The 20,987-nt window shown below is 38.5% G+C and carries 16 protein-coding genes and 2 other annotated features; of the genes, 13 read left to right on the forward strand and 3 right to left on the reverse strand.

The genetic code is table 11. From position 1 onward, the window contains the following. The first annotated feature begins 31 nt into the window (after positions 1–31). The 9 genes from NSQ72_RS03880 (at position 32) to NSQ72_RS03920 (ending at position 9,829) form a co-directional block, all read left to right on the forward strand. Positions 32–442 (forward strand): DUF6508 domain-containing protein, encoded by a 411-nt coding sequence (locus tag NSQ72_RS03880; RefSeq protein ID WP_341083327.1) that lies wholly within the window; start codon positions 32–34, stop codon positions 440–442. A 32-nt stretch (positions 443–474) separates the two neighbouring features. After that, positions 475–990, forward strand: a complete 516-nt coding sequence (locus NSQ72_RS03885; protein WP_059377686.1) for a hypothetical protein — start codon at positions 475–477, stop codon at positions 988–990. 160 nt (positions 991–1,150) lie between these two features. After that, positions 1,151–1,975: a MerR family transcriptional regulator gene (locus NSQ72_RS03890; protein WP_341083329.1), complete on the forward strand. Its 825-nt coding sequence runs from the start codon at positions 1,151–1,153 to the stop codon at positions 1,973–1,975. Between the two features lie 26 nt (positions 1,976–2,001). Beyond that, positions 2,002–3,189, forward strand: coding sequence for an MFS transporter (locus NSQ72_RS03895; protein WP_341083330.1), 1,188 nt, complete (start codon positions 2,002–2,004; stop codon positions 3,187–3,189). A gap of 254 nt (positions 3,190–3,443) precedes the next feature. Continuing rightward, positions 3,444–4,628, forward strand: a complete 1,185-nt coding sequence (locus NSQ72_RS03900) for a DUF1835 domain-containing protein (RefSeq protein ID WP_341083332.1) — start codon at positions 3,444–3,446, stop codon at positions 4,626–4,628. Positions 4,629–4,702: 74 nt separating this feature from the next. After that, positions 4,703–4,926: a binding site (T-box leader), on the forward strand. A gap of 37 nt (positions 4,927–4,963) precedes the next feature. Further along, positions 4,964–5,188: a binding site (T-box leader), on the forward strand. 53 nt (positions 5,189–5,241) lie between these two features. After that, entirely contained in the window at positions 5,242–7,170 is a 1,929-nt protein-coding gene (gene thrS, locus NSQ72_RS03905; RefSeq protein WP_341083333.1) for a threonine--tRNA ligase, read from the forward strand. A 158-nt stretch (positions 7,171–7,328) separates the two neighbouring features. After that, a complete protein-coding gene (locus NSQ72_RS03910) occupies positions 7,329–7,898 on the forward strand; it encodes a hypothetical protein (RefSeq protein WP_341083334.1) in 570 nt (189 codons plus the stop codon). 23 nt (positions 7,899–7,921) lie between these two features. After that, positions 7,922–9,205, forward strand: a complete 1,284-nt coding sequence (locus tag NSQ72_RS03915; RefSeq protein WP_341083335.1) for a hypothetical protein — start codon at positions 7,922–7,924, stop codon at positions 9,203–9,205. Between the two features lie 342 nt (positions 9,206–9,547). Continuing rightward, positions 9,548–9,829: a hypothetical protein gene (locus NSQ72_RS03920; RefSeq protein ID WP_039177194.1), complete on the forward strand. Its 282-nt coding sequence runs from the start codon at positions 9,548–9,550 to the stop codon at positions 9,827–9,829. Positions 9,830–9,887: 58 nt separating this feature from the next. Here the strand turns inward: NSQ72_RS03920 and NSQ72_RS03925 are convergent, their stop codons facing one another. After that, positions 9,888–11,396 (reverse strand): helix-turn-helix domain-containing protein, encoded by a 1,509-nt coding sequence (locus NSQ72_RS03925; protein ID WP_039177198.1) that lies wholly within the window; start codon positions 11,394–11,396, stop codon positions 9,888–9,890. Positions 11,397–12,086: 690 nt separating this feature from the next. Here NSQ72_RS03925 and NSQ72_RS03930 point away from each other — a divergent pair. The 4 genes from NSQ72_RS03930 to NSQ72_RS03945 all read left to right on the forward strand — a co-directional run bounded on the left by NSQ72_RS03930 (position 12,087) and on the right by NSQ72_RS03945 (position 20,280). Beyond that, on the forward strand, positions 12,087–18,239 hold the full coding sequence (locus NSQ72_RS03930) for a SpaA isopeptide-forming pilin-related protein (protein ID WP_341083336.1): 6,153 nt from the start codon (positions 12,087–12,089) through the stop codon (positions 18,237–18,239). 21 nt (positions 18,240–18,260) lie between these two features. Next, a complete protein-coding gene (locus tag NSQ72_RS03935; RefSeq protein WP_058837499.1) occupies positions 18,261–18,863 on the forward strand; it encodes a class D sortase in 603 nt (200 codons plus the stop codon). Continuing rightward, the gene (locus NSQ72_RS03940) at positions 18,856–19,182 is read left to right on the forward strand and encodes a hypothetical protein (protein WP_039177201.1); all 327 of its coding nucleotides are present in this window, start codon (positions 18,856–18,858) and stop codon (positions 19,180–19,182) included. The genes NSQ72_RS03935 and NSQ72_RS03940 overlap by 8 nt, the downstream gene beginning before the upstream one ends. Before the next feature lie 285 nt (positions 19,183–19,467). Next, a complete protein-coding gene (locus NSQ72_RS03945; RefSeq protein ID WP_341083337.1) occupies positions 19,468–20,280 on the forward strand; it encodes a leucine-rich repeat domain-containing protein in 813 nt (270 codons plus the stop codon). A 36-nt stretch (positions 20,281–20,316) separates the two neighbouring features. Here NSQ72_RS03945 and NSQ72_RS03950 read toward each other — a convergent pair whose 3' ends face one another. Together NSQ72_RS03950 and NSQ72_RS03955 are read right to left on the reverse strand one after the other, a co-directional pair. Then, entirely contained in the window at positions 20,317–20,631 is a 315-nt protein-coding gene (locus NSQ72_RS03950) for a DMT family transporter (RefSeq protein WP_003217878.1), read from the reverse strand. 1 nt (position 20,632) lies between these two features. Next, positions 20,633–20,977: a DMT family transporter gene (locus NSQ72_RS03955; RefSeq protein WP_059377657.1), complete on the reverse strand. Its 345-nt coding sequence runs from the start codon at positions 20,975–20,977 to the stop codon at positions 20,633–20,635. Positions 20,978–20,987: the final 10 nt, after the last annotated feature.

Raw genomic sequence — 20,987 nt, forward strand, 5'->3', positions numbered from 1 at the left:
AATCAAGTTCATAAAATAGAGGAGGATAACGATGAGTCAATTTGAAATACTGACAAAATACATACCGATGCTTCACGAGGACCATATCGGAGAATGGGTGATCGATCAAAAAAATGATGGAACAGCTGAACGCCCAATCCAGATGCCCTTTGTGAATTATTCCGAAACGGTCCAACGCTTTATTGAAGATGTCTATACCTTTGCAGAACAGCATCAAGAAATGGAACTTACCCGCTATAGTGAAATCCTCTCAGAAAATGGAATTGATTGGGGAACGAACGATATGGAGCATGTGGACATCTCAAATTTAAATGCGCAGTGTGTACTTGCTCTCATCATGGGGGCTTTGAGAGCTGAGCGATTTAGTGAGGGAGCCATATTCAATTTCTTTAAAAGTGGAAACATGTTGAAGTGTCTTGAAAGATTAGATTGTTTGGACTAAGAGCGGTTTATTTCAATTATTGGAGTGATCATATGAAAAATAAAACAGATGCAGCCGATACTTTTCCTCCTATGAAAATAGAAGAAATTGATCAAATTTTATTATATGATCTTGATGCAATAAAAATTGAAAAAGAAGATGAGCGTATAAAATTCATTTTACAAGATCCCTATTGTCCTGATAAAAGTCATATTCACAGTGTGTATGTCATTTATAAGAAGTCTATACTCAATTTACTTGAAGGTAGGATTCGTTCTATTCATAGTCATGAATTCATGAGTGCTAAGAAAAAAGATCGAACGATTTCTAAAGAAGATATAGAATATGTATTAGAGATGGCTACAGTTGTGGTTCTTGCAAGTGAAAATAATGGAGTAGTGACGAATTATTTTTATAGTGGAGACGGAGAAAGGTTAGATCGTATTTTTAATATATGCTTAGGTTATTCAACAGACTTACAAAAAGAGAATAAAGTAAGTTTGGAACGATTTATGAATGATATGAAGATTGTTGAGCAGATGGGATTGTTAGAAAAAATTTTAGGATAATGGGCAAAGCCTAGATTTTAGAGAAATCTAGGCTTTTTGCGCTTTTGAAAAATTTATTCAACTTCATCAAATGATTATGCAAATGAAAATCTTCTATTGACTTTCCCCTTAACTGAAAGGTTTATACTTTGATCAGATCAACAAAACGGAGGAGATCAGGATGTTCAAGATTGGCGATTTTTCTATGTTAAGTAAAGTCCCTGTCAAAACCTTAAGGTATTATGACCAAATCGATTTATTAAAACCTAAACAGATCGATCAAGATTCGGGATACCGGTATTATTCAGCTGAGCAGCTGCTTGAGGTTAATCGAATTTTTCTGTACAAGGAATTAGGCTTTACGTTAAAGCAAATGAGTCAGCTTCTTCGTGAAGATATTTCTGTTGAGCAGATTCAGGGCATGTTTCTCTTGAAAGAGAGTGAGATTCAGCAATTGATCGAGAGAGAACAGCAGAAATTATCCCGTATTAAGGAGCGGATGCACCTCATCAAACGAGAGGGGTGTGTGGAAAAAGAACAAGAGGTCATCATCAAATCGGTTGAAAGCAAACACATCATGTCTTTTCAATCCAACGGAACTGTTGACGAAATCCCATCATTCTTTGAAACGTTTCATCATTTGCTACAAAAACATCCGCAAGAATTGAACTCGGAGCCACAAATCGTGCTGTGGAGGGAATCACTTGCTAAAGAAAGTGAGTTCGAATTTGAGGTTGGGTATTCCGCTAAAGCGTTGGGCTCTCTTCCTCAGGGAATTACGATGCGCACGTTACCAGCTGAAGAAACCATGGCGACACTATTATTTCATTCAGATTCTCCATTTGCACAAACTGCTTGTGTTGACCTGGCGACATGGATCGAAAATAACGGATACCGTGTGAAAGAAGATCAGCCGGGCAGAGAGATTTATTACCCATTGTCTGAAAATGAAGAAGGAAGACTCATTGAAATTCAAATTCCTATAAAAAATGAAGTCAAATCGTAAACATTGCCCAAAGGAGAAACGTCACGATGAAAAATAAAGCCGTTGTTTATTTACTTGCTTTAGCAGCCTTCTTAATCGGAACAATCGAATATATCATTACAGGGATTATTCAAATGGTCGCAGATGATTTACAGGTCACGACATCAGCTGCTGGTTTATTGGTCACATCCTTAGCGCTCTCAGCAGCAATCGGCGCACCGATTGTCATTGCACTAACCATCAATATCGACCGCAGAAAAATATTATCATGGATGCTGATCATTTTTACTTTAAGTAATATCCTCACAAGTGTCAGCCATTCGTTTGAAATGGTGCTGATGACAAGGATTTTACAAGGAATTAGTGGAGGGACGGCCATTGTGGTGGCAATGGCTGTGGCTACTCGTCTTGTCGAGCGAGAAAAAAGAGGAACAGCCATTGGCATCATTTTAATGGGATTAAGCAGTTCCTTGGTTTTAGGTGTGCCAATCGGGACATTTCTAAGCAGCATGATTGGATGGAAAGCATTATTTGCAGCCATTGGATTGATCACGCTCATTCCGCTGATTGTTGTATATAGGCGCATCCCTTCTATGAAAGAACAAGAACCGGTGACGCTAGGTATGCAGTTATCAATTTTAAAAGATAAGAGAATTTTGCTGGCAGTGGCAGTGACGCTATTCTATGTTGGGGGATATTCCACTTTATTTACCTATTTAACGCCCTTCCTGCAAGAATCAGCAAACCTTAGCATCACAGAAATCAGCGTCATTTTATTGCTAGCGGGAATATGCAGCTTTTTGGGCTCCAGTCTTGGAGGGATAGCAGCAGATAAAAAAGGCCCAATATTCACGATTTTCTCCGGAATTGTTCTACAAATCATCATGCTTATGCTGCTAGCATTTGTGACAGGGAATCTCGTGGTCATGGTGGCGGTGATCATGATATGGATGATTGCTACATGGAGCACATCGCCAGCTCAGCAGCTATATCTTGTCACACTTGTACCAAAATCTCCTGATATCGCATTAAGTGTCAATACATCATTTATTCAATTTGGATTTGCTTTAGGCTCGGGGTTAGGAGGGCTTGTATTGAGCAGGACATCTATATTGAACCTCAGCTGGATCAGCGCTGGAACGGTTCTTCTCGCTTTACTCATGACCATTCTGATGGTGGCGTTTGATCGAATCTCTCAGCAGAAGAGTTTGAAGGTGATGGAGCAAGTAAGGTAACATGAACGATTTCACTAGTGAACATACAAATTTAGTTTTGTATTGTGGGAACTACTTATTTAGGGTAGTTCCTTTGCCCATTTCGTGGGCTTTTTTTATAAAAATTCTTATCTCTTCATTTCTGCTTTATTACTTCTGTAAATACCTGATCATCGCATTGTCATACTTTTGAATGAAATTGACTCAATAGAATTGACGCAAGAACCATGAATAGGTGAAGATGAAATAAAATGTAAGATAAAGGGAGACGGATGATGATACATATCATATTTGGGGCGGCAGCTACCGGTAGTTTAAAACAAGCAATACGTGAAATGAAGCAAAATCAAATAGATGATGTCATCTCTTTTGATGATATTTATTCAATTGGGCCACTTCTACATTTACACGAACATGAAGGACAAGCGAACCGTATAGAGTGGCTGCGTAACGTGATGTCAAATGAATTTGGCTATTTTGATGACATGGTCAACGATCAGCATAGAATGCTTCAGCAAATAAAAGAAATAAAAGCTGGCAGTCGTATACTCATCTGGACAGGCAGTAATGCACATGAGCAAATTGGCTTGCGATATGCCGTCTATTTATTAAAAGAGAAAAGGGTTGAATTGTCTGTAATCAATATAACGACAGCATTTGATCAGCTGTTCAATACGAATACAAGAAGAATGATCCTTCGACATTCCGGAGAAATCGCATCTGAAAAATTTAAAATTTTGTATGAGAGTAAAGAGCATATTCACCCAGTGACAAAAGAAGAGAGAGAAAGATTACAAAACGAATGGCTTTCACTTGCTAAAGAAAATCATACGCTGCGGATATGGCAAAAAGGACAAGTGATCAGTGTGTCAGAAGATGAATTTGATGCTTATTTAGTGAAAATGGCTAAGCGGCTTCATCAGTCCGCGCCAGAAGAGGAGTATATCGTCACTCCACGCTTAATAGGAGAAGTCATTGGTCATTTAGATCAGTATATCGGTGATGATTTTATTGAATATCGATTGAAGACATTAATTGATCAAGGGATGTTTGACATGAAAGGAAAACGAACTTCCATGCGTTATTACTCGATTAAACTGACAGAGTTCGGTCAGAACTTCAAAAAATGGGTGTGCTGTCGAGAGTTTAAGGATCATCCTTTTGTGAAAATTGAAGGAGATTACGGTGGTGAACCTTTTCATTGCGGGCATTGTCAATGTCATTTAGAAAGAGATGATGTACCAATGAGTGATACCCTTTTCTCAAAGTTATGGAATTGGAATATACAGTATGGCCGCTGGTTTGACGAAGAAACCGATGATTTGCTGCCAAATGGTGTAGACATGGAAAGAAAGTTCAATCAAGAAGGAGAGCGAATCACTGAAGAAGTGAAACGAGTCTTATCTCCTGCGTTTCAAATTGAATACAGCCCAAGTGAATACACACAATATTACATTTAAAGAATGAATTTTGTTATCACTGCACAAAATAATCCTTTACATCATCCATTATCATCATGTAAGATATGGAGAAATTAAAAGCGAAGAAAAGGACATGAGCCATTTTTACTGGTTATCAGAGAGGGAAGTCACGCTGAAATCTTCCTAACACAGAAAAGTTGTCTTACCACCTTTGAGCTGTATTGGGGAAATTACAGTATCCAATATCGTTTACGCCACGTTACGGCACCAGAGCCATAAAGCGAATACGCATTATGGGAATTTGGGTGGAACCACGGATCACACATTCGTCCCTCTATGAGAGATGGGTGTGTTTTTTTGTACACTCATATAGGATCATTGCTTTGAAAAGGACATGAGCAGCTTTTATCGGTTACCAGAGAGGGAAGTCACGCTGAAATCTTCCTAACGCAGAAAAGCTGTCTTACCACCTTTGAGCTGTATTGGGGAAAATTGCAGTATCCAATACCGTCAATGCCGCGTTACGGCACCAGAGCCATAAAGCGAATACGCGTTATGGGAATTTGGGTGGAACCACGGATTACACATTCGTCCCTCTATGAGGGATGGGTGTGTTTTTTTTATTTCAAAAAATAGGAAAGGTGTGTCAGTTATGAGAGAAAACATGGTGAAGATTCAATTTCCAGATGGAAAGATAAAGGAGTTTCCCGCAGGTACGACTGTTGCAGATGTTGCCTCCCATATTAGTCCGAGCTTAAGAAAAAAAGCAGTGGCGGGAAAGGTCAATGATCAAATGGTTGATTTAAGTGAAAAGCTAAACAGCGATGCTGGGCTGTCTATTGTCACACTTGATTCAAAAGAAGGGATTGAAGTGCTGCGCCATACATCTGCACACGTATTAGCCCAGGCTGTGAAAAGGTTATATGACAATGTCACACTAGGAATCGGACCTGTCATTGAAAATGGATTTTACTATGATATGAAGCTCGATCAAACATTAAGCGTAGAGGATTTAGCAGAAATTGAAAAAGAGATGAAAAATATCATAAATGAGAATCATCCTATCCAAAGAAAAGAGGTCTCTTACAAAGAAGCAGAAGCGCTGTTTGCACATGATCCATATAAGCTGGATATTTTAAAAGATCTGCCCTCTCAAGAAGCCATCACAGTTTATCAGCATGGAGAATTTGTAGATTTATGCCGCGGGCCGCATGTACCTTCTACAGGGTACTTAAAGGCATTTAAACTAACACGTGTTGCAGGGGCTTATTGGCGGGGAGATAGCAATCAGGATGTCTTGCAGCGAGTGTATGGTGTAGCGTTTCAGCATCCAAATCATCTAGCTGATTATCTTCATTTCATGGAAGAAGCAAATAAACGTGATCACCGGAAATTAGGGAAACAGTTATCCCTCTTTATGTTTTCAGAAGAAGCGCCAGGCATGCCGTTTTATTTACCAAAAGGTCAGATTGTCAGAAATGAATTAATGGCCTTTTCAAGAGAAGTGCGAGGAAAAGCGCAATACGAAGAAGTGAGTACACCGTTTATGATGAACCAAGAGCTTTGGGAAAAGTCAGGGCATTGGGATCATTATCATGAAAATATGTATTTCTCAGAAGTAGACCATACAAGTTTTGCTTTAAAACCGATGAACTGTCCAGGGCATATGCTCATGTTCAAAAACAGCTTATATTCATACAGAGACCTCCCGATCAGAATGGCTGAGTTTGGTCAGGTGCATCGTCATGAATTTAGCGGAGCGTTAAATGGATTGTTCAGGGTCAGGACATTTTGCCAAGATGATGCTCACATTTTTTTAAGAGAAGATCAAATCGAAGCTGAAATCAAACGGATTTTCCAATTAGTTGATCATGTGTATCGGATATTTGGGTTTGAGTATTCCGTCGAGCTATCCACTCGTCCAGAAAAAGCCTTAGGGGATGATGCCATTTGGGAAATATCCGAAACAGCACTAAAAAATGTGCTTGATCGTCTAATGGTCGACTACCAGCTAAATGAAGGAGATGGGGCATTTTATGGCCCGAAGATCGATTTTCATATTAAAGATGCCCTGCAGCGGAGCCATCAGTGCGCCACAATTCAGCTGGATTTTCAAATGCCTGAGAAATTTGATTTAACATATATCAATGAAAAAAATGAAAAGGTACGGCCAGTTGTGATTCACAGCGCCATTTTTGGTTCTCTAGATCGTTTCCTTGGCATTCTAATTGAGCATTTTGCGGGTGTCTTTCCATTATGGCTAGCACCAGTACAAGTACAAATCATCCCAGTCTCAACTATTCACCTTGATCACTGCTTAAAGGTGCAGCAGCAATTAAGAAGTATCGGAATAAGAGCAATAATCGATGAGCGTGATGAAAAACTTGGCTATAAAATGAGAGAAGCACAAATGCAAAAAATCCCTTATATCGCTGTCATTGGCGATACAGAAATGCAAGACAACACACTAAATATGAGACAGCACGGAGAAAAGACTTCAAAGCAAATGTCTGTTGAGGATTTTAAACGTTTGGCAGCTGAGCAAATAAAAGACAGAACAGCTGCTCAAGAAATGATGTGATGATTTCATTACGAAGAATGAGACGTCCATTGAATGATGGGCGTCTTTCCCTTTCCATTTCTGCAATGGAAAGGGAAAATATTGAAACATTTTTTCGGTAAAATCGTAATAAAGATAGAGCGTTCAAAAGAAACATTTAAAACGGAGAGGAGTATTACATGGAACAAGCTGCACTGAAAAAGATGAGGACAAAACAAGTAGTTATCTCTAATTTACTATTCGGCGTGATGATCTTGATTTTTTTTATTTTGATTCAAAAAGTTGAGATTCAATTTACATATTTCTTTCTTTGTTTAGGAATCTTCATGCTCCTTCAAGGCATTTACGGCTTGATCAAAAAAGGATCAACAAAATCTTTCATTCCCATTTTTGAGCAGGTAGCCATTTATGAAAAAGAGAAATTGGGGAAAGAGTGGGAGAAGGAACAGAGAATGGAGAACATTTGGAAATTGATATTGAGCGGGCTTATGTTCTTCCAATCATTTAGTTTACAAGCAATACCAGATTCATTCTTTGAAATAGAACTTAAGTTTCTCATTTTCTTATTTGTTATGGCTCTAGCCATTATCAATATAAGCATGCTCTTTCGCTTTAGAAAAATCGATCGGTCGACTGAAGCGCACGGATTAAAAGGCTTTACAAAGGAATCAAATATGCTGGCAATGGCATTAGGATTATTATCAGCGATCGTCATATTCGGCTTTATCGTCATCTTTCTTCTTCCATAAAACTGAATTTTGAGGTGAAACAAATGAATGCAAACATACAACAACTGATCGATCAGACAAAGGCGAAATTTGGCTTAGAACTTTACTATCTAAAAAGACACAGTTTTCATCGCTACGTCAATATGTTCAATGAAACGGTGTACACATTGAATATGGAATGGTTTCCCTCCCATGAAGCTGAACCCGAGGACGATGATCTAAACCCGGACGGCACAGCCGTGATTGACGTGAATTTGAATACAGGGCAGGTTGAAACAGTTATTTTTGTCATGGACAAAACCTATGCGAAGAATGGTGTCACATTTAAGATGCCTTATCCAGCTCATGCCATTCAATGGATTGAACAAGAAACAGGGTTGATTGATGGTGAGCATTTTCACATGCGTCAAAAGGAGAAAGGGGAACTTTTTTTCGAAGAAGCAATAGATGGTGTGAAAGTGACGCCTTCAGGTAGAATCGAGGTGAAATGGGATGAACATGGGCAGCTCATTCACTTTATACATCGAGGGCCATTTATGGCAAAAAAACGACTAAGAGCTGAAGAATATGTGCTTTCTATTGATAGGATCGAGGATTTAGCTCAGCAGCAAGTGCAGCGGTTTGATTGGCCCTCCTTCGAGCAGAATCGAATCCGCCCTATATTTGCGTTAGAAGAAATTTATGTCAAGAACGATGGAACAGGAACGATACCATTTGAAATTGGGCGTGAAGAAACACATTGTATACACATGAATCAGGTCATGGAGTGGAATGAACCGTTAAACAAAGCCTTTGAAAAAAAGGAAATCAATATAAACGAGGACATTACTGCTGAACAAGCCTTCTCACTGGAGCCTTCACCAGATACATTCCCGATCTCAAAAGAAGAGCAAGCTGAGTGTATCAAAGCGGTTCGCACCTTTTTGGCGCAAAAATATTCAAAGGATACAGGGAAGTGGGTGCTTAAAACACTCCACCGTGATCATGGCTATATCGAAGCGATATTAAAAACGAATGAGCAAGAAGGCTGTGGATTTATGGATAAGATCAAGGTCTTCATTGATGCCAGCACTTTTGAAGCCATTAATTACATAGATAAAAAAGAGATGTTTCAAGTATGCGGGATACTCAATCCATCTCAATCAGCTAGTGAAATCACCATATCTCAGAAAGAAGCCTTTGAAACATTGAGAGAACGCCTCGAACTTACACCCATCTATGTCTATGACGATGTGCAAAAACAATATGTTTTATGCGGCAAGCTTGACTGTCATGATGGCGTTGATGCAGTGAGCGGCGAAGTATTCTCTTTGACAGACCTTTCATAACTTCTAAAAGAACAGTGAGCAGCTGTTCTTTTTTGGCCTATTTTCCTCTTTTTAGAATAAAAATGGAATTTTGTAGAAGGAAGTTGTCGTTTCATCACGAAAGAAACAGATAAGAATATGATCATAGGTCCATCGGTGGGAATTCGTATTTCATATAGTAAACGTCATACATATGGAAAACTCATGACAGTAAAGTTGATCTACAAATCTTTTAGAAGAAAAAATGACATTGTGTCTCTAGTAGTATGCGAAAATAGGCGGACTGAGATCATAGGGTGAGTTGAACATGTTTGTTTTAGGTAAGCTTAAAGCTATAAATAGAAGAAAGTGAGGATATCTAACTTGAGTACATTGGAAGTGTTTCGTCAGTTTTTGGTTGACCATTATCCTGCGTTACAAGATGAGCTTTGGTTGCAAGATGTTGATACCCTTCGAATCTCTCCTATTCTTCATCCTTTTCTGAAAAGCAAGCTGCCAGAAGGAATCGAAAAATTCACTTGTGTCCTATTCACGCAGCAGACAGATCAAACCGCTGCACCGCTCAAAGTCTACCTTCTATTAGATGAATATGAGCAATCGCTTTATGCTATTGATTTGATGAATGAACAAATAGCGCTTCATTAATACAGAAGCAAAAAGCTGCTTGAGAGAGCTCCTCAGCAGCTTTTTTTTTTGGTGAATCTTAGTTTGTCATATCAACCAATCTTGAGTGCAAGTTGTCCACTTCTTTCTTTGTTGGAAAAGAGCTGATCAGCAGCGTAGACCGTCCTAATTGATTAGGAAGTTCAGTATCGGTCACAATCATATCAATCCCAAGTCGATCCATTGTCTGTTCATTTAATGTATTTTCTGGACTTGTGAAAATATGAATGAGAGGAGGCAATCTTAATTTAATTAAATCCGCAATAAACAAACTATGATTATAACCTAATGTTGAAATGACAAAAATGTTCAACACGTTTCTCCGATCCATTTCCAAATGAACAAGCCCCCTCCAGTTAGAAGTAATGATACGAATCAATTCTCGTTCATTTTTCACAAAAGAAGCAAGTATATCGTCTGTTTTTAACTCTTGGATGATATGAGTAATCCTCGAATAGAAGTAAGGAAGCTGTTTTTTTACCTCTGATAAATACCTCGATTTCTTTTTGAAAAGGAATCCATCTCTTACGGTAATTTCCCTAGAATACACATAATATTGGAGAAGAATCAGTGTCATCGCCTTGCGATTAGCCACCTCTTGATGAAATATCAACTCCAGTTGATTGATAAAGGAATGAATGGCTTCGAAGAGGTGTGGTGTATGCGATTGAAAGAACGTCAATTTTTCTTCGACAGTTTCAATTGATTTATAATGGCCAATAGCTGGTTCAATCAATAGTAAAAAGACAAATTCGTGACGATCCAACGTAACACCAAAAGTGTCCTTTGTCATTTGGCAAACGTGTTCTTCCAAGTTTTTGATTTGATTATAGATACCTTTAGCTGTAGATGTTTGTTTTTCCTTATCCATTGAGTACCTATAATCGCGTCGTATTGAAAAATTTTTCCTCACTCGGTGTATGGAAACGGCGAGCCATAGGCAAAATTTATCTATCGCCACATCAGGTAGATTGACTTCGAGCACCTGAAATAGCTTTTGTAAAAAATCAACTGCATCTTGCTTTTGAATATCATCGAATGGCCAAAGCCTGCTTCCATAGACTTCAAACAAAAATTCCACAAAAAATTGACGAATCTCCTTCTCATTTCCATGGAACTGCATACTATCTGGTCGTAACTCAATGTCATACGAGATAAGAAGCGAATTGATTTTATGAATGGTGTTATACAATGTGGATCTACTGATATTCAGTATGTCCATCCATTCATAGAAAGATCTGTTTTGTTCAAAGAAAACGCCATCAATCAATCGAATTTCAATCGTATCTTTTAGAATTTCTTTGATATAGTAGTCGACTCGTATCGTCTGTGTATAACAAATGGATATGCCTTGTCTTGGCTTTATGTGGATTAACGGCTCTCCGTTTTCTGTTTGGAACGACTTCATTTGTTCTAAATCGCTTTGAATGGCACGAACCGAACCGATTTGTTCATTCGATATCTCTTGAAGGCTCCACCACTTATCTTTTGATACAAGCAGTTTTAAAATTTTTATCCATCTCTTTGATTTATTATCAATGAGCTCCATTAAACAACTAACTCCTTCCCTTGGCTTGCCTCTATATTATGAAGTTCACTTAAAGAACATTTGATTTTCTAAATAGGCATAAAATGATTTTAATGTTTAGGCTAAATCGTTTTGTCTTCACTTTTCATGATAAAAGAGAAAAAAATTAGACGAAAACAAATATTATTCGTTAATTCTCCATATTTTTCTTTTAAAAGGTGATAATTATGCCATGAATCCTATAAAAATGGATCATTTTAGATATTTTGTTTATTTTTTTGCTGTTGAAACGGTAAATGAAAGAATAAAATGCAGCAGATTTTTGATTACCATATGAAAGGGAGTAGAAAGGAATGCGGTCTATATGATGCTGAACTGTCTAACCATACATACCATATGATACATGCTTGTTTCATATGAACGAACTATATGTGAATACATGCTTATATATGCATGTACACATCGTTTATTGTTCATTCAAGTATCAATAGAAAAATTCATATTTATTCTTTCATGATCCCTCTCACTATTCCCCATTTCTATGGACCCCAATCCAGTTATTGAATCCACTATCATGATTGATCAACTCATTTTATTCATAGGGTCGTAAGGTGCAATTTTTTAGAAAATATTTGATCAGAAGCGGAGTGATTGATCGAACAGTATACAACAGATTTTTTTATCATTGCTGAAAATTAATTTTAGAAAAGGGTGGATGTATTGAAAAGAATATTGTCGCTGGCACTCATTACAGTGCTAGTCATACAGTCTAGTATATTAGGAGTCTTGCCTTTAGCAGGGGCACAAGCAAAAGAAATTCAAGAAAATATTTATGGGGATATTGAGTTTGCTGATAGCGAAGGCAATAAGTTATCAAGCATGGAAGATCAGCAAGTAAGAAAGGCCACTGTGCATTGGTCAATAAAAGGAATTGATCTAAAAAAACAATATCCGTATGTTCTCACTCTTCCTTCAGCCATCCAGGTAGAGAAGGAGCAGAAGGAACCCATTACTGTAGGTGACATACCTGTTGGCGAGTATACCGTTTCAAAACAAAATGAAGTGACGGTAAAATTTAAAGAAGATGTTGAGATCGATCCAAATTTAGAAGGATCAATTGACATCGATGTCACCAGTATAACTCAGCAAGAAGAGAAAACAAAGCAAAATGAGGGTGAAGAAAGCCTTCCAAAAGATGACTCAACCTCATCTGAGAAAGATAAAGCTTCTAACAATCAAGAAGCCGCTCAAACGAAACAAAACGAAGAAGATGAATTACTAAAAAATAAAGTGAGCGTGTCTAAGCGTGCAGGGCTGCAAAGTGTTACAAAACAAACGCTGATACAAGAAAATCTCCTCACTGATGCGAAATTAATATTTGAAGATCCGGAAGGAAATTCAATTGAGAAACCTGATATCAACTCGCTGATTTCCATTAACTATGAGTGGGCCATCCCGAATGGGCATAGCTATAATGGCGGAGATGAATTCCATTTCAAGGTTCCAGAGGAATTAGTGATTTACGAAAAAATCGATCGTCTCGAGATGAAATTTAATCAGGCAACCGTTGGTTATTTCTCTGTAGATGAGAGCGGAAATGCCTCCATCGAGTTCACCGATTTTATTAAACAATATTCAAATATTCATGGAACACTTCAAGTTTGGACGCAATTAGATCAACAAACAGTCATCACTGAAGAAAAAGAAGTCATCATTACCCCGATTGAAGGCAAGGATACGGTATCTATTCCGATTCAATACATTCCAAATGGTCCAAACGTCTCTAAAAAGGGAAAACCAAATCGATCTTACAATGCTGAAACCATTCAATGGACAGTAGATTTTAATATGGACTTAGACGATGTGAAACAAGCGAAGCTATTAGATCCGATTCAAGAAGGTCAGGCATTGAAAAAAGATTCAATCAAGCTTTATCGTATTGATACAAAGCTAAATGGGGAAACATCGATTGGTCAGCTGCTTGACGAAAACCACTACACAATCGGTCAAACAGCAGATGGTCAAGATTTCACGATTGAATTTAAAGATGACGTGCATCTAGCTTACCGTTTAATGTATGAAACGGACATTACAAATCAAGATCAGTCTGCATTTCGTAATAAAGCGTCCCTAGTTTCCGGTGATAAAGTGATCAGTTCAGCAGAAGGCACAGTGAATGTGACAAGAGGCAGTCCTTTAAATAAAAAAGCCGCTCACTACGATCCAGTCACACAAACGATTACTTGGGAAATTCGATATAACTATAACGAAAAAAAGCTGGCTCAAAAGGATGCTTTGTTAGAAGACTACTTTAATGGCACACAGGCGCTGATTTCTGATTCATTTCAAGTCAAAGAAGTCACAATTGATCAAAATGGCAACGAAGCAGGGACAAAAGCGTTTGAAAATTATGTAGTTCAACCTCAAAAAAAGGATGAGAAAAACGGGTTTACCTTGCAATTCAATCAAGATATTCAATCAGCTTATCTCATCACCTATCAAACAAAAGCAACCGAGCGGGTTTTTGAAGCTGAAGAGATCATCAATACGGTAACAGCTGGCAAAGAGAGCAAACAAGGGAAGCAAAGAATTGACCAGCAAATCCTAACGAAAAATCATGGAACACCAAATTACAAGACCAAGACCATTCCATGGCGTATCACCTTCAACAAAGATCAACAAACGATGAACAATCTAATATTAAAAGATACGTTTACAAACGAAGGATTGACGCTGCAAAAAGATAGTTTAAAAGTGACGACAGGCAATTCAGTGCTTGAAGAAGGCACAGATTACCTAATAATTGAACATGAAAATGGATTTGATATTCAATTTACGAAAGAAATTAAGACAGAACATATCGTCACATATACAACGTCTTTTGATTATGAAAAAAGAGCAGATAAAGACCAAAAGAATCTGCGTAATCATGTAAAGCTTGAATGGGTAAATGAAGATGGCAAGGATTTGACGAAGGAAAATCAATCTGTCTTCACACCTGACACATACACGCAGTCTAATGGTTTTAAGAACGGAACTTATGATGCAAAGAAAAAAGAGATCACATGGAATATCGGTGTGAACTATAATTTGAAACATCTAGAAGAGGCGAGAATCGAGGATTTCATTCAAGGAAATCAGCGTTTGCTTAAAGATTCAATCACCGTCTATTCGCTTGATTTACAGGGCGGGGAAAATGGAGTAGAAGAAAAAGAGGTATTAGCGAAAGAACATTATGACATCAAATTCCTTGAAAATGAAAAGGGAGAAACAGGCTTCGAAGTCATCTTCAAAAAAGCCATTGATTCCCCATACAAAATCACGTATCAAACAAGTGTTGAAGGAATGGATTTAGTACAGAAAACCTACGAAAATAAAGCGACCCTTTATGATGGACAGACAAAAGAATCAGATGTGAATGCTGTGGTGTCCATTCCAAATGGAGGGAAATACACGAGCAAATCAGGAAATCAACAAGGGAAAGTTATTGATTGGAAAGTAAATATCAATTTTGGTCAATCAACAGTTCAAGATGCGACGATTATAGACCATCCAAGCAGTAACCAAGCCATAATTGAAAACTCATTTCATCTCTATTCGACGACAATAGATGAAAAGGGGCAAGTGACAAAAGCAGAAGAGCTGGAAAAAGGGAAGGATTACGAACTAGACCTTGAATTCGACCCAGATTCTTTTCAAATCAAATTTAAAGAAGAAATCACGAGACCATATATTTTAGAATACCAATCTCTCATTTTAGATAAGGTGGGAAGTACACTTCAAAACGAAGTAACGTTTAGAGGTGAAAATGTAAAAGAAATCAAAAAGGAATCCGAAGCCTCAATTGTGGTCAAACGCACCGCTGGCATGGGGGACGGCACAGGAGCGATTGGTGCTTTAACCGTTAAAAAGGTAGATGCGAGTACTGGAAAAGCGCTAAAAGGAGCAACCTTCTCACTTACAGATGCTGCGAGTGGCATCGTCATTGGTACAAAGACAACAGATGAAGAAGGATCTCTTCGATTTGATCGTCTTCTGTATGGTGACTATATCGTGACAGAAGAGAAAGCACCTGATGGTTATATTAAAACCAAGGATCCGATCCATGTAACGATTGATCAGCCTTACGAATCTGGAGATCAAGCGAAATCAGGAAATAGCATGACGGTGCAAAACCAAGAAATCCGCCAGCATGTCAAGTTAACGAAAAAAGACAAAGAGACGGGTGCAGCATTAGAGAATGCAGAATTTGAACTGAAAAATGAATCTGGAGATACCGTCCAAACCGATTTGAAAACGGACGAAAAAGGAGAAATCCTTTTCAAACAACTTGAGCCAGGTTCCTATTATTTTGTTGAGACAAACGCACCGAAAGGCTATCAATTAAATCAGCAAAAATGGTCGTTCACCATTAAAGAAAATCAAACAGAAACAACAATTGTAACTGCAGTAAATGACATCATCAAAGGCTCTGCAGAATTGAGCAAAATAGGTGAAGGCGGAGAGCGACTAGAAGGTGCACAGTTCAAGCTTTTAGATCAAGATGGGCATGAGCTAAAAGGTTCGCTTGTCACAGGAGAAAATGGCAAGATCACGATAAACGAACTAAGGCCGGGCACGTATCAGCTCATTGAAACAAAAGCACCCGATGGTTATGTATTAGATGAAACGCCAATCAAATTTGAAGTACCACTTGATCCAAAGGAACCAATCGTCATTTCGCAAAAGAACTTCTATGAAACAAGTGCATTACAAGTGATAAAAGAAGGGGAAGATGGCAAGAAGCTTCAAGGTGTTCGATTTGAAGTCTTGGATCAAAATGAGAAAGTCGTGCGTAAAGATTTGACAACAGATGAAGATGGGAAGCTTTTGGTTGATAACCTCAAACCGGGCAAATATCAGCTCGTGGAGACAGAGAGTATTGATGGTTACCAAAAGAAAAATAAATCTTATCCTTTTACCATCGAAATCGCACAAAAAACACCGGCAGAAATCAAAGTGATCAATGATCTCAAAACTGGATCTGTCCAGCTCACGAAGCTCGGTGAAAAGGATGATGTGCTTGAAGGAGCAGAATTCAAGCTTATAGATGCAAATGGAAAAGAGATGAAAACAGGTCTTGTCACTGATCAGAACGGGAAGATCATCGTCAACGATCTGAAGCCTGGAACCTATCAGTTTGTTGAAACGAAGGCGCCATTCGGTCACGAGCTTGACGAAACACCTGTCACTTTTGCTATTCCATTTAACCCTGAGAAGCTGGTCAGTGTGACAAAAGAAAATAGCCGCAAAACAGGCGGAGTGCTGCTCCACAAAAAAGGCGAAGATGGGAAATCATTAGAAGGGGTTGTCTTTGATCTATCTGATGATAAAGGAAAGATAGTGGCAGGAGGAGAAGGAATTACAACCAATCAGGATGGAAAGATCACCTTCACAGGGCTAAAACCTGGAACCTATCAATTTGTTGAAAGAAAGAGTCTTGAAGGCTATGAATTGAGTACGAAACCACTTGTCTTTGAAGTTGAATTAGGTCAAAAAGAATTGATTCAAGTGGAGGCAATCAATCAGCTCAAGAAAGGTTCTGTAGAACTCACAAAAATAGGGGAAGAAAAAGAAAGATTGAAAGGCGCAGAATTTACACTTTTCAATGACGATGGCAAAGAAATGATGTCAGGTTTAACAACAAACGAGAAAGGCATCATCACTGTCAACGATTTGAAACCAGGCGCTTACCAATTGGTTGAAACGAAGGCTCCGTTTGGACATAAACTAGATGCAGAACCAGTAGAATTTAAAATTGATTTCAACCCAAATCAACTGGTGAAAGTGACAAAAGAAAATATTCGGACGACAAGTGCTGTGAAGCTTCAGAAAAAAGGAGAGGATGGTCAGTTGCTCGCTGGGGTGACCTTCGATCTGATGGATGAGCATGATCAGCGTATTCAGAAAGACTTAAAGACAGACAAAAACGGTCAACTGACAGTCGATCAACTGAAGCCAGGAACCTATCGATTTGTCGAAACAGCAAGCATTGCCGGCTATGAATTGGATCAGACACCTGTCTCATTTACGATTCGTTTAGGTCAAGACAAACCAGCAAAAGTAGAAATGATCAACAAACTGACGCCGGGAGCAGTGGAACTGACCAAAATCGATGATGAGGGACATCCGCTGGAAAATGCAGAGTTTGCTCTTCTGAGTAAAGAAGGAAAAACGTTGAAGAAATCACTTGTAACGGACCAAAAAGGAAAGCTTCACATCAACGATCTAAAACCGGGAGAATATCAATTCGTTGAAACGAAAGCACCTCATGGTTATGAATTGGATAATAAGCCGATCCTGTTCACAATTGAGAAAAATCAGCAGAAGCCGCTTCAATTAACAGCGAAGAATCACTTGATCTTAGGAAGTCTGCGTATCATAAAGGTAGACCAGCAGACAGATAGAACCTTAAAAGGGGCAGCCTTTGACATTCGTACAAAAGCTGGGAAAACCATAAAATCTGTGACAACAGGAAAAGACGGAGAAGCCATTGTCAAAGGGCTTAAACCTGGAGAGTATCTACTCACAGAGACAAAAGCACCAGATGGTTATGTAGCTTTAAAGAAACCGCTCGCTTTTACAATTCAAATGGGCGAAGTGGAGATCAAGACAATGATTGTGAAAAATGCACCAGTGAAGAATGAAGAGGACCACACGAATCCTCCAGCTTCAGATAAAGGGGATCAACATCCGCCTCATGACTCAAACGGAGAGCTGCCAAAGACTGGAGAAGAATGGCTGCGTTACTTGATGTATGCAGGGATTTTACTAGTAGCTTCTGGAACTGTTCTTCTTGTTCTTAGAAGAAGAACCATTCAGTAAGAGGAAGGAACGAGTGTATTGATGAAAAAAAGAACCTTATTAGGCAGCTTTTTGGTGGTCACGGGGCTGATGCTCATCTCCGTTCCTTTTCTATATGAGTGGCGAACTTCTCAAGAGACAGCAGCAATGGAACAGGCATTAAAGATGATTGAAGAAAATGAAAGTGATGCCCTTTCTTCAATTCCACATTTAACTGTGTCAGAAGAAGACCTGCGAGATGTGATGGAGCTAGAGATCCCGTCAATTGATTTAAACGAAAAAGTGCTGCCTGTTACAACAAAAGAAAATTTAGGCATTGCACTGACTCAAATCAAATCTCATCAAATGCCAGGTGAAGGAAATTTCACGATTGCAGGCCATAGAGGGTATAGAGGCGACCGGCTTTTCCGGCAGCTGCCAGAGGTACCTAAAGGAGAAAAAGTCGTCTTACATCATCAAGCTGAAACATACGAATATAAAATTGTCAGCTCTGCTACGATAGAACCGACGGATGTGGATGTATTAAAGGATCGCGGGAAAAATGAACTGACATTGATCACTTGTACACTTGATGGTCAGAAACGCTTTGTCTTAAAAGGAATACGAATCAACGCTTCAAAGGGTGAACAGCTGTCGGATGTATAACACCAACATAATAAATGATGGATGCGATGGAAAAGCAGCGCTCACGACCGGCATGTTACACCAATTGTTATCAGAGCAATATCCAACTTTAAAAAACGAATGTTGGGATGTTGATGTAGATACAATTCGGGCTTCACCTATTCTTCACCCTTTATTAAAAAGAAAGCTGCCAGTTGGTATTGAAAAATTCACATGTGTTTTGTTCACGCAACAGACAGCAGCTTTTGGAGAACCTTTGATTGTGTACTTTCTGTTGGATGAGAAAGGCGAATCGATTTACGCAATGGATCTATTGCTTGAGCAGCAAGATACCCATTAAACGAGAAAGATTTTAAGGTAGAAAAATAAAATCAGTCATATCATGAGGACTCTAATTCGTATACGAATTAGAGTTCTTTTATTTGTTATATATAGGCGTTTTGCTAACTTTATTATCTACTAAAATTAGCATATCAATTGGTAGAAGTCCGCTGACTAGCAGATAGTCTCCAATGACTGCTTCATAAGAAATAGTAGAAAATGCTAAAGATCATAATGTGTTGACTCCTAAATACTGATAAAATTTATTTGGATATTCCTTGATTATAGGTGTGGAGGTAAAAGCATGCGAAAAGAAGACCCCCAATATATTTTTCATCATGATAAACGACCAGAAGTTGTTCATGATTTAGCCGATGTAGATGAAAATTCTACTGAGTTGTTAATTATAGGGGAAACAATAAACATTGAAAAATTGAAATCTTTTTCTAACCTGACGAAATTGTGGATTTACAAAGTGGACCAAAAGGAATTCAATACGATCTTGAGTTTAGTTAATCCAAAAATGCTCTTTGTGCATGAACTGAGAGTAGAAGATTTATCAATGATAAGTTCTCTTAAAGATGTAGAGGTATTGGCACTTGAATGGAATACAAAGGCACAAAGTTTATGGGATTTATCAAAAAACACGTTTTTAAAATCTTTATCCATAAAAGATTTTTCAAAGTTGAATGACATAGCCCCTTTGCAAAAAAACACTGGTTTAGAATTGCTAGAATTGTCAGGCGGGGTTTGGAATTCATTAAATTTAAATACGCTTCAACCTTTAAGATACCTCAAGAATTTAAAATATCTGTGCTTATCAAATATAAAAGTGAAGGACGAGTCTTTAGAGCCAATATCGGAATTAGAGGGACTCAAGGAACTTGACATTTCGAACCAATTCCCGACAGAAGAATATGCCAGGTTATCCGTAACCCTCCCAAATACGAAGTGTGATCGTTTTGCACCATACATCTTTTTATCAAGTTCTATTGTAGATAAAGATGTGATGGTGATTGGAAAGCGAAAACCGAAATTAAATTCAAAAGTGGATGGGGCAAAGTTGCAAAAATACGAAAAACAATTTAAAGCGTACCAACAAAAGTATATAAATTAACTTAAAAATGGAAAATCAATTCCATTGCTTTTTTTATTACGCAAACAACTTCAGCCCAACCACACCAATCACAATCAGCAGCAGGCTGAGTATACGAATCATGTTTTTCGGCTCTTTAAATAGAATCATATTAAACAAGACAGAGCCCGCCGTTCCAAGCCCGATCCAGACCGTATAAGCGACGGATACTTGAACGGACGAGAACGAGGCGTATAAAAACAAAAAGGATAACGCAAACCCGCCGACAAATAAAATGCCTGTCGTGATTTGCTTTTTCTTACTAAACATATTGAGGCCAATGGTCCCACCGATTTCGCAGGCAGAGGCTAACAGTACAAAAAACCAGCCCATGTTATACCGCTTCTCCTTTCTGCTCATGTGCATCTCCATCAGACACTTTCAGTCCAATAATCCCGAGAATTAAAATGCCCATAAATAAGAGCTTTTCAACTGAAAACGAACCGCCAAACAGTGCATAATCCATCAAAGATGTCCCAATCGTTCCAACACCGGCAAATACGGCGTACACGGTCCCTGTCGGCAGCTTTTCGCAGGCCTTCATTAAAAAATAAAAATCAACCGGGATCAGGCAGATAATGATGGCCCACTCCCACAACGCATCTGCTCTATTTAAACCAAACACCCAAAGTAATTCGAATAAACAAGTGAGTGCAACATACATCCAGCTTTTTTTCATTGTATTTCCT

This window comes from Bacillus sp. FSL R5-0659, from assembly GCF_038008785.1.
GTDB lineage: Bacteria > Bacillota > Bacilli > Bacillales > Bacillaceae > Bacillus > Bacillus safensis.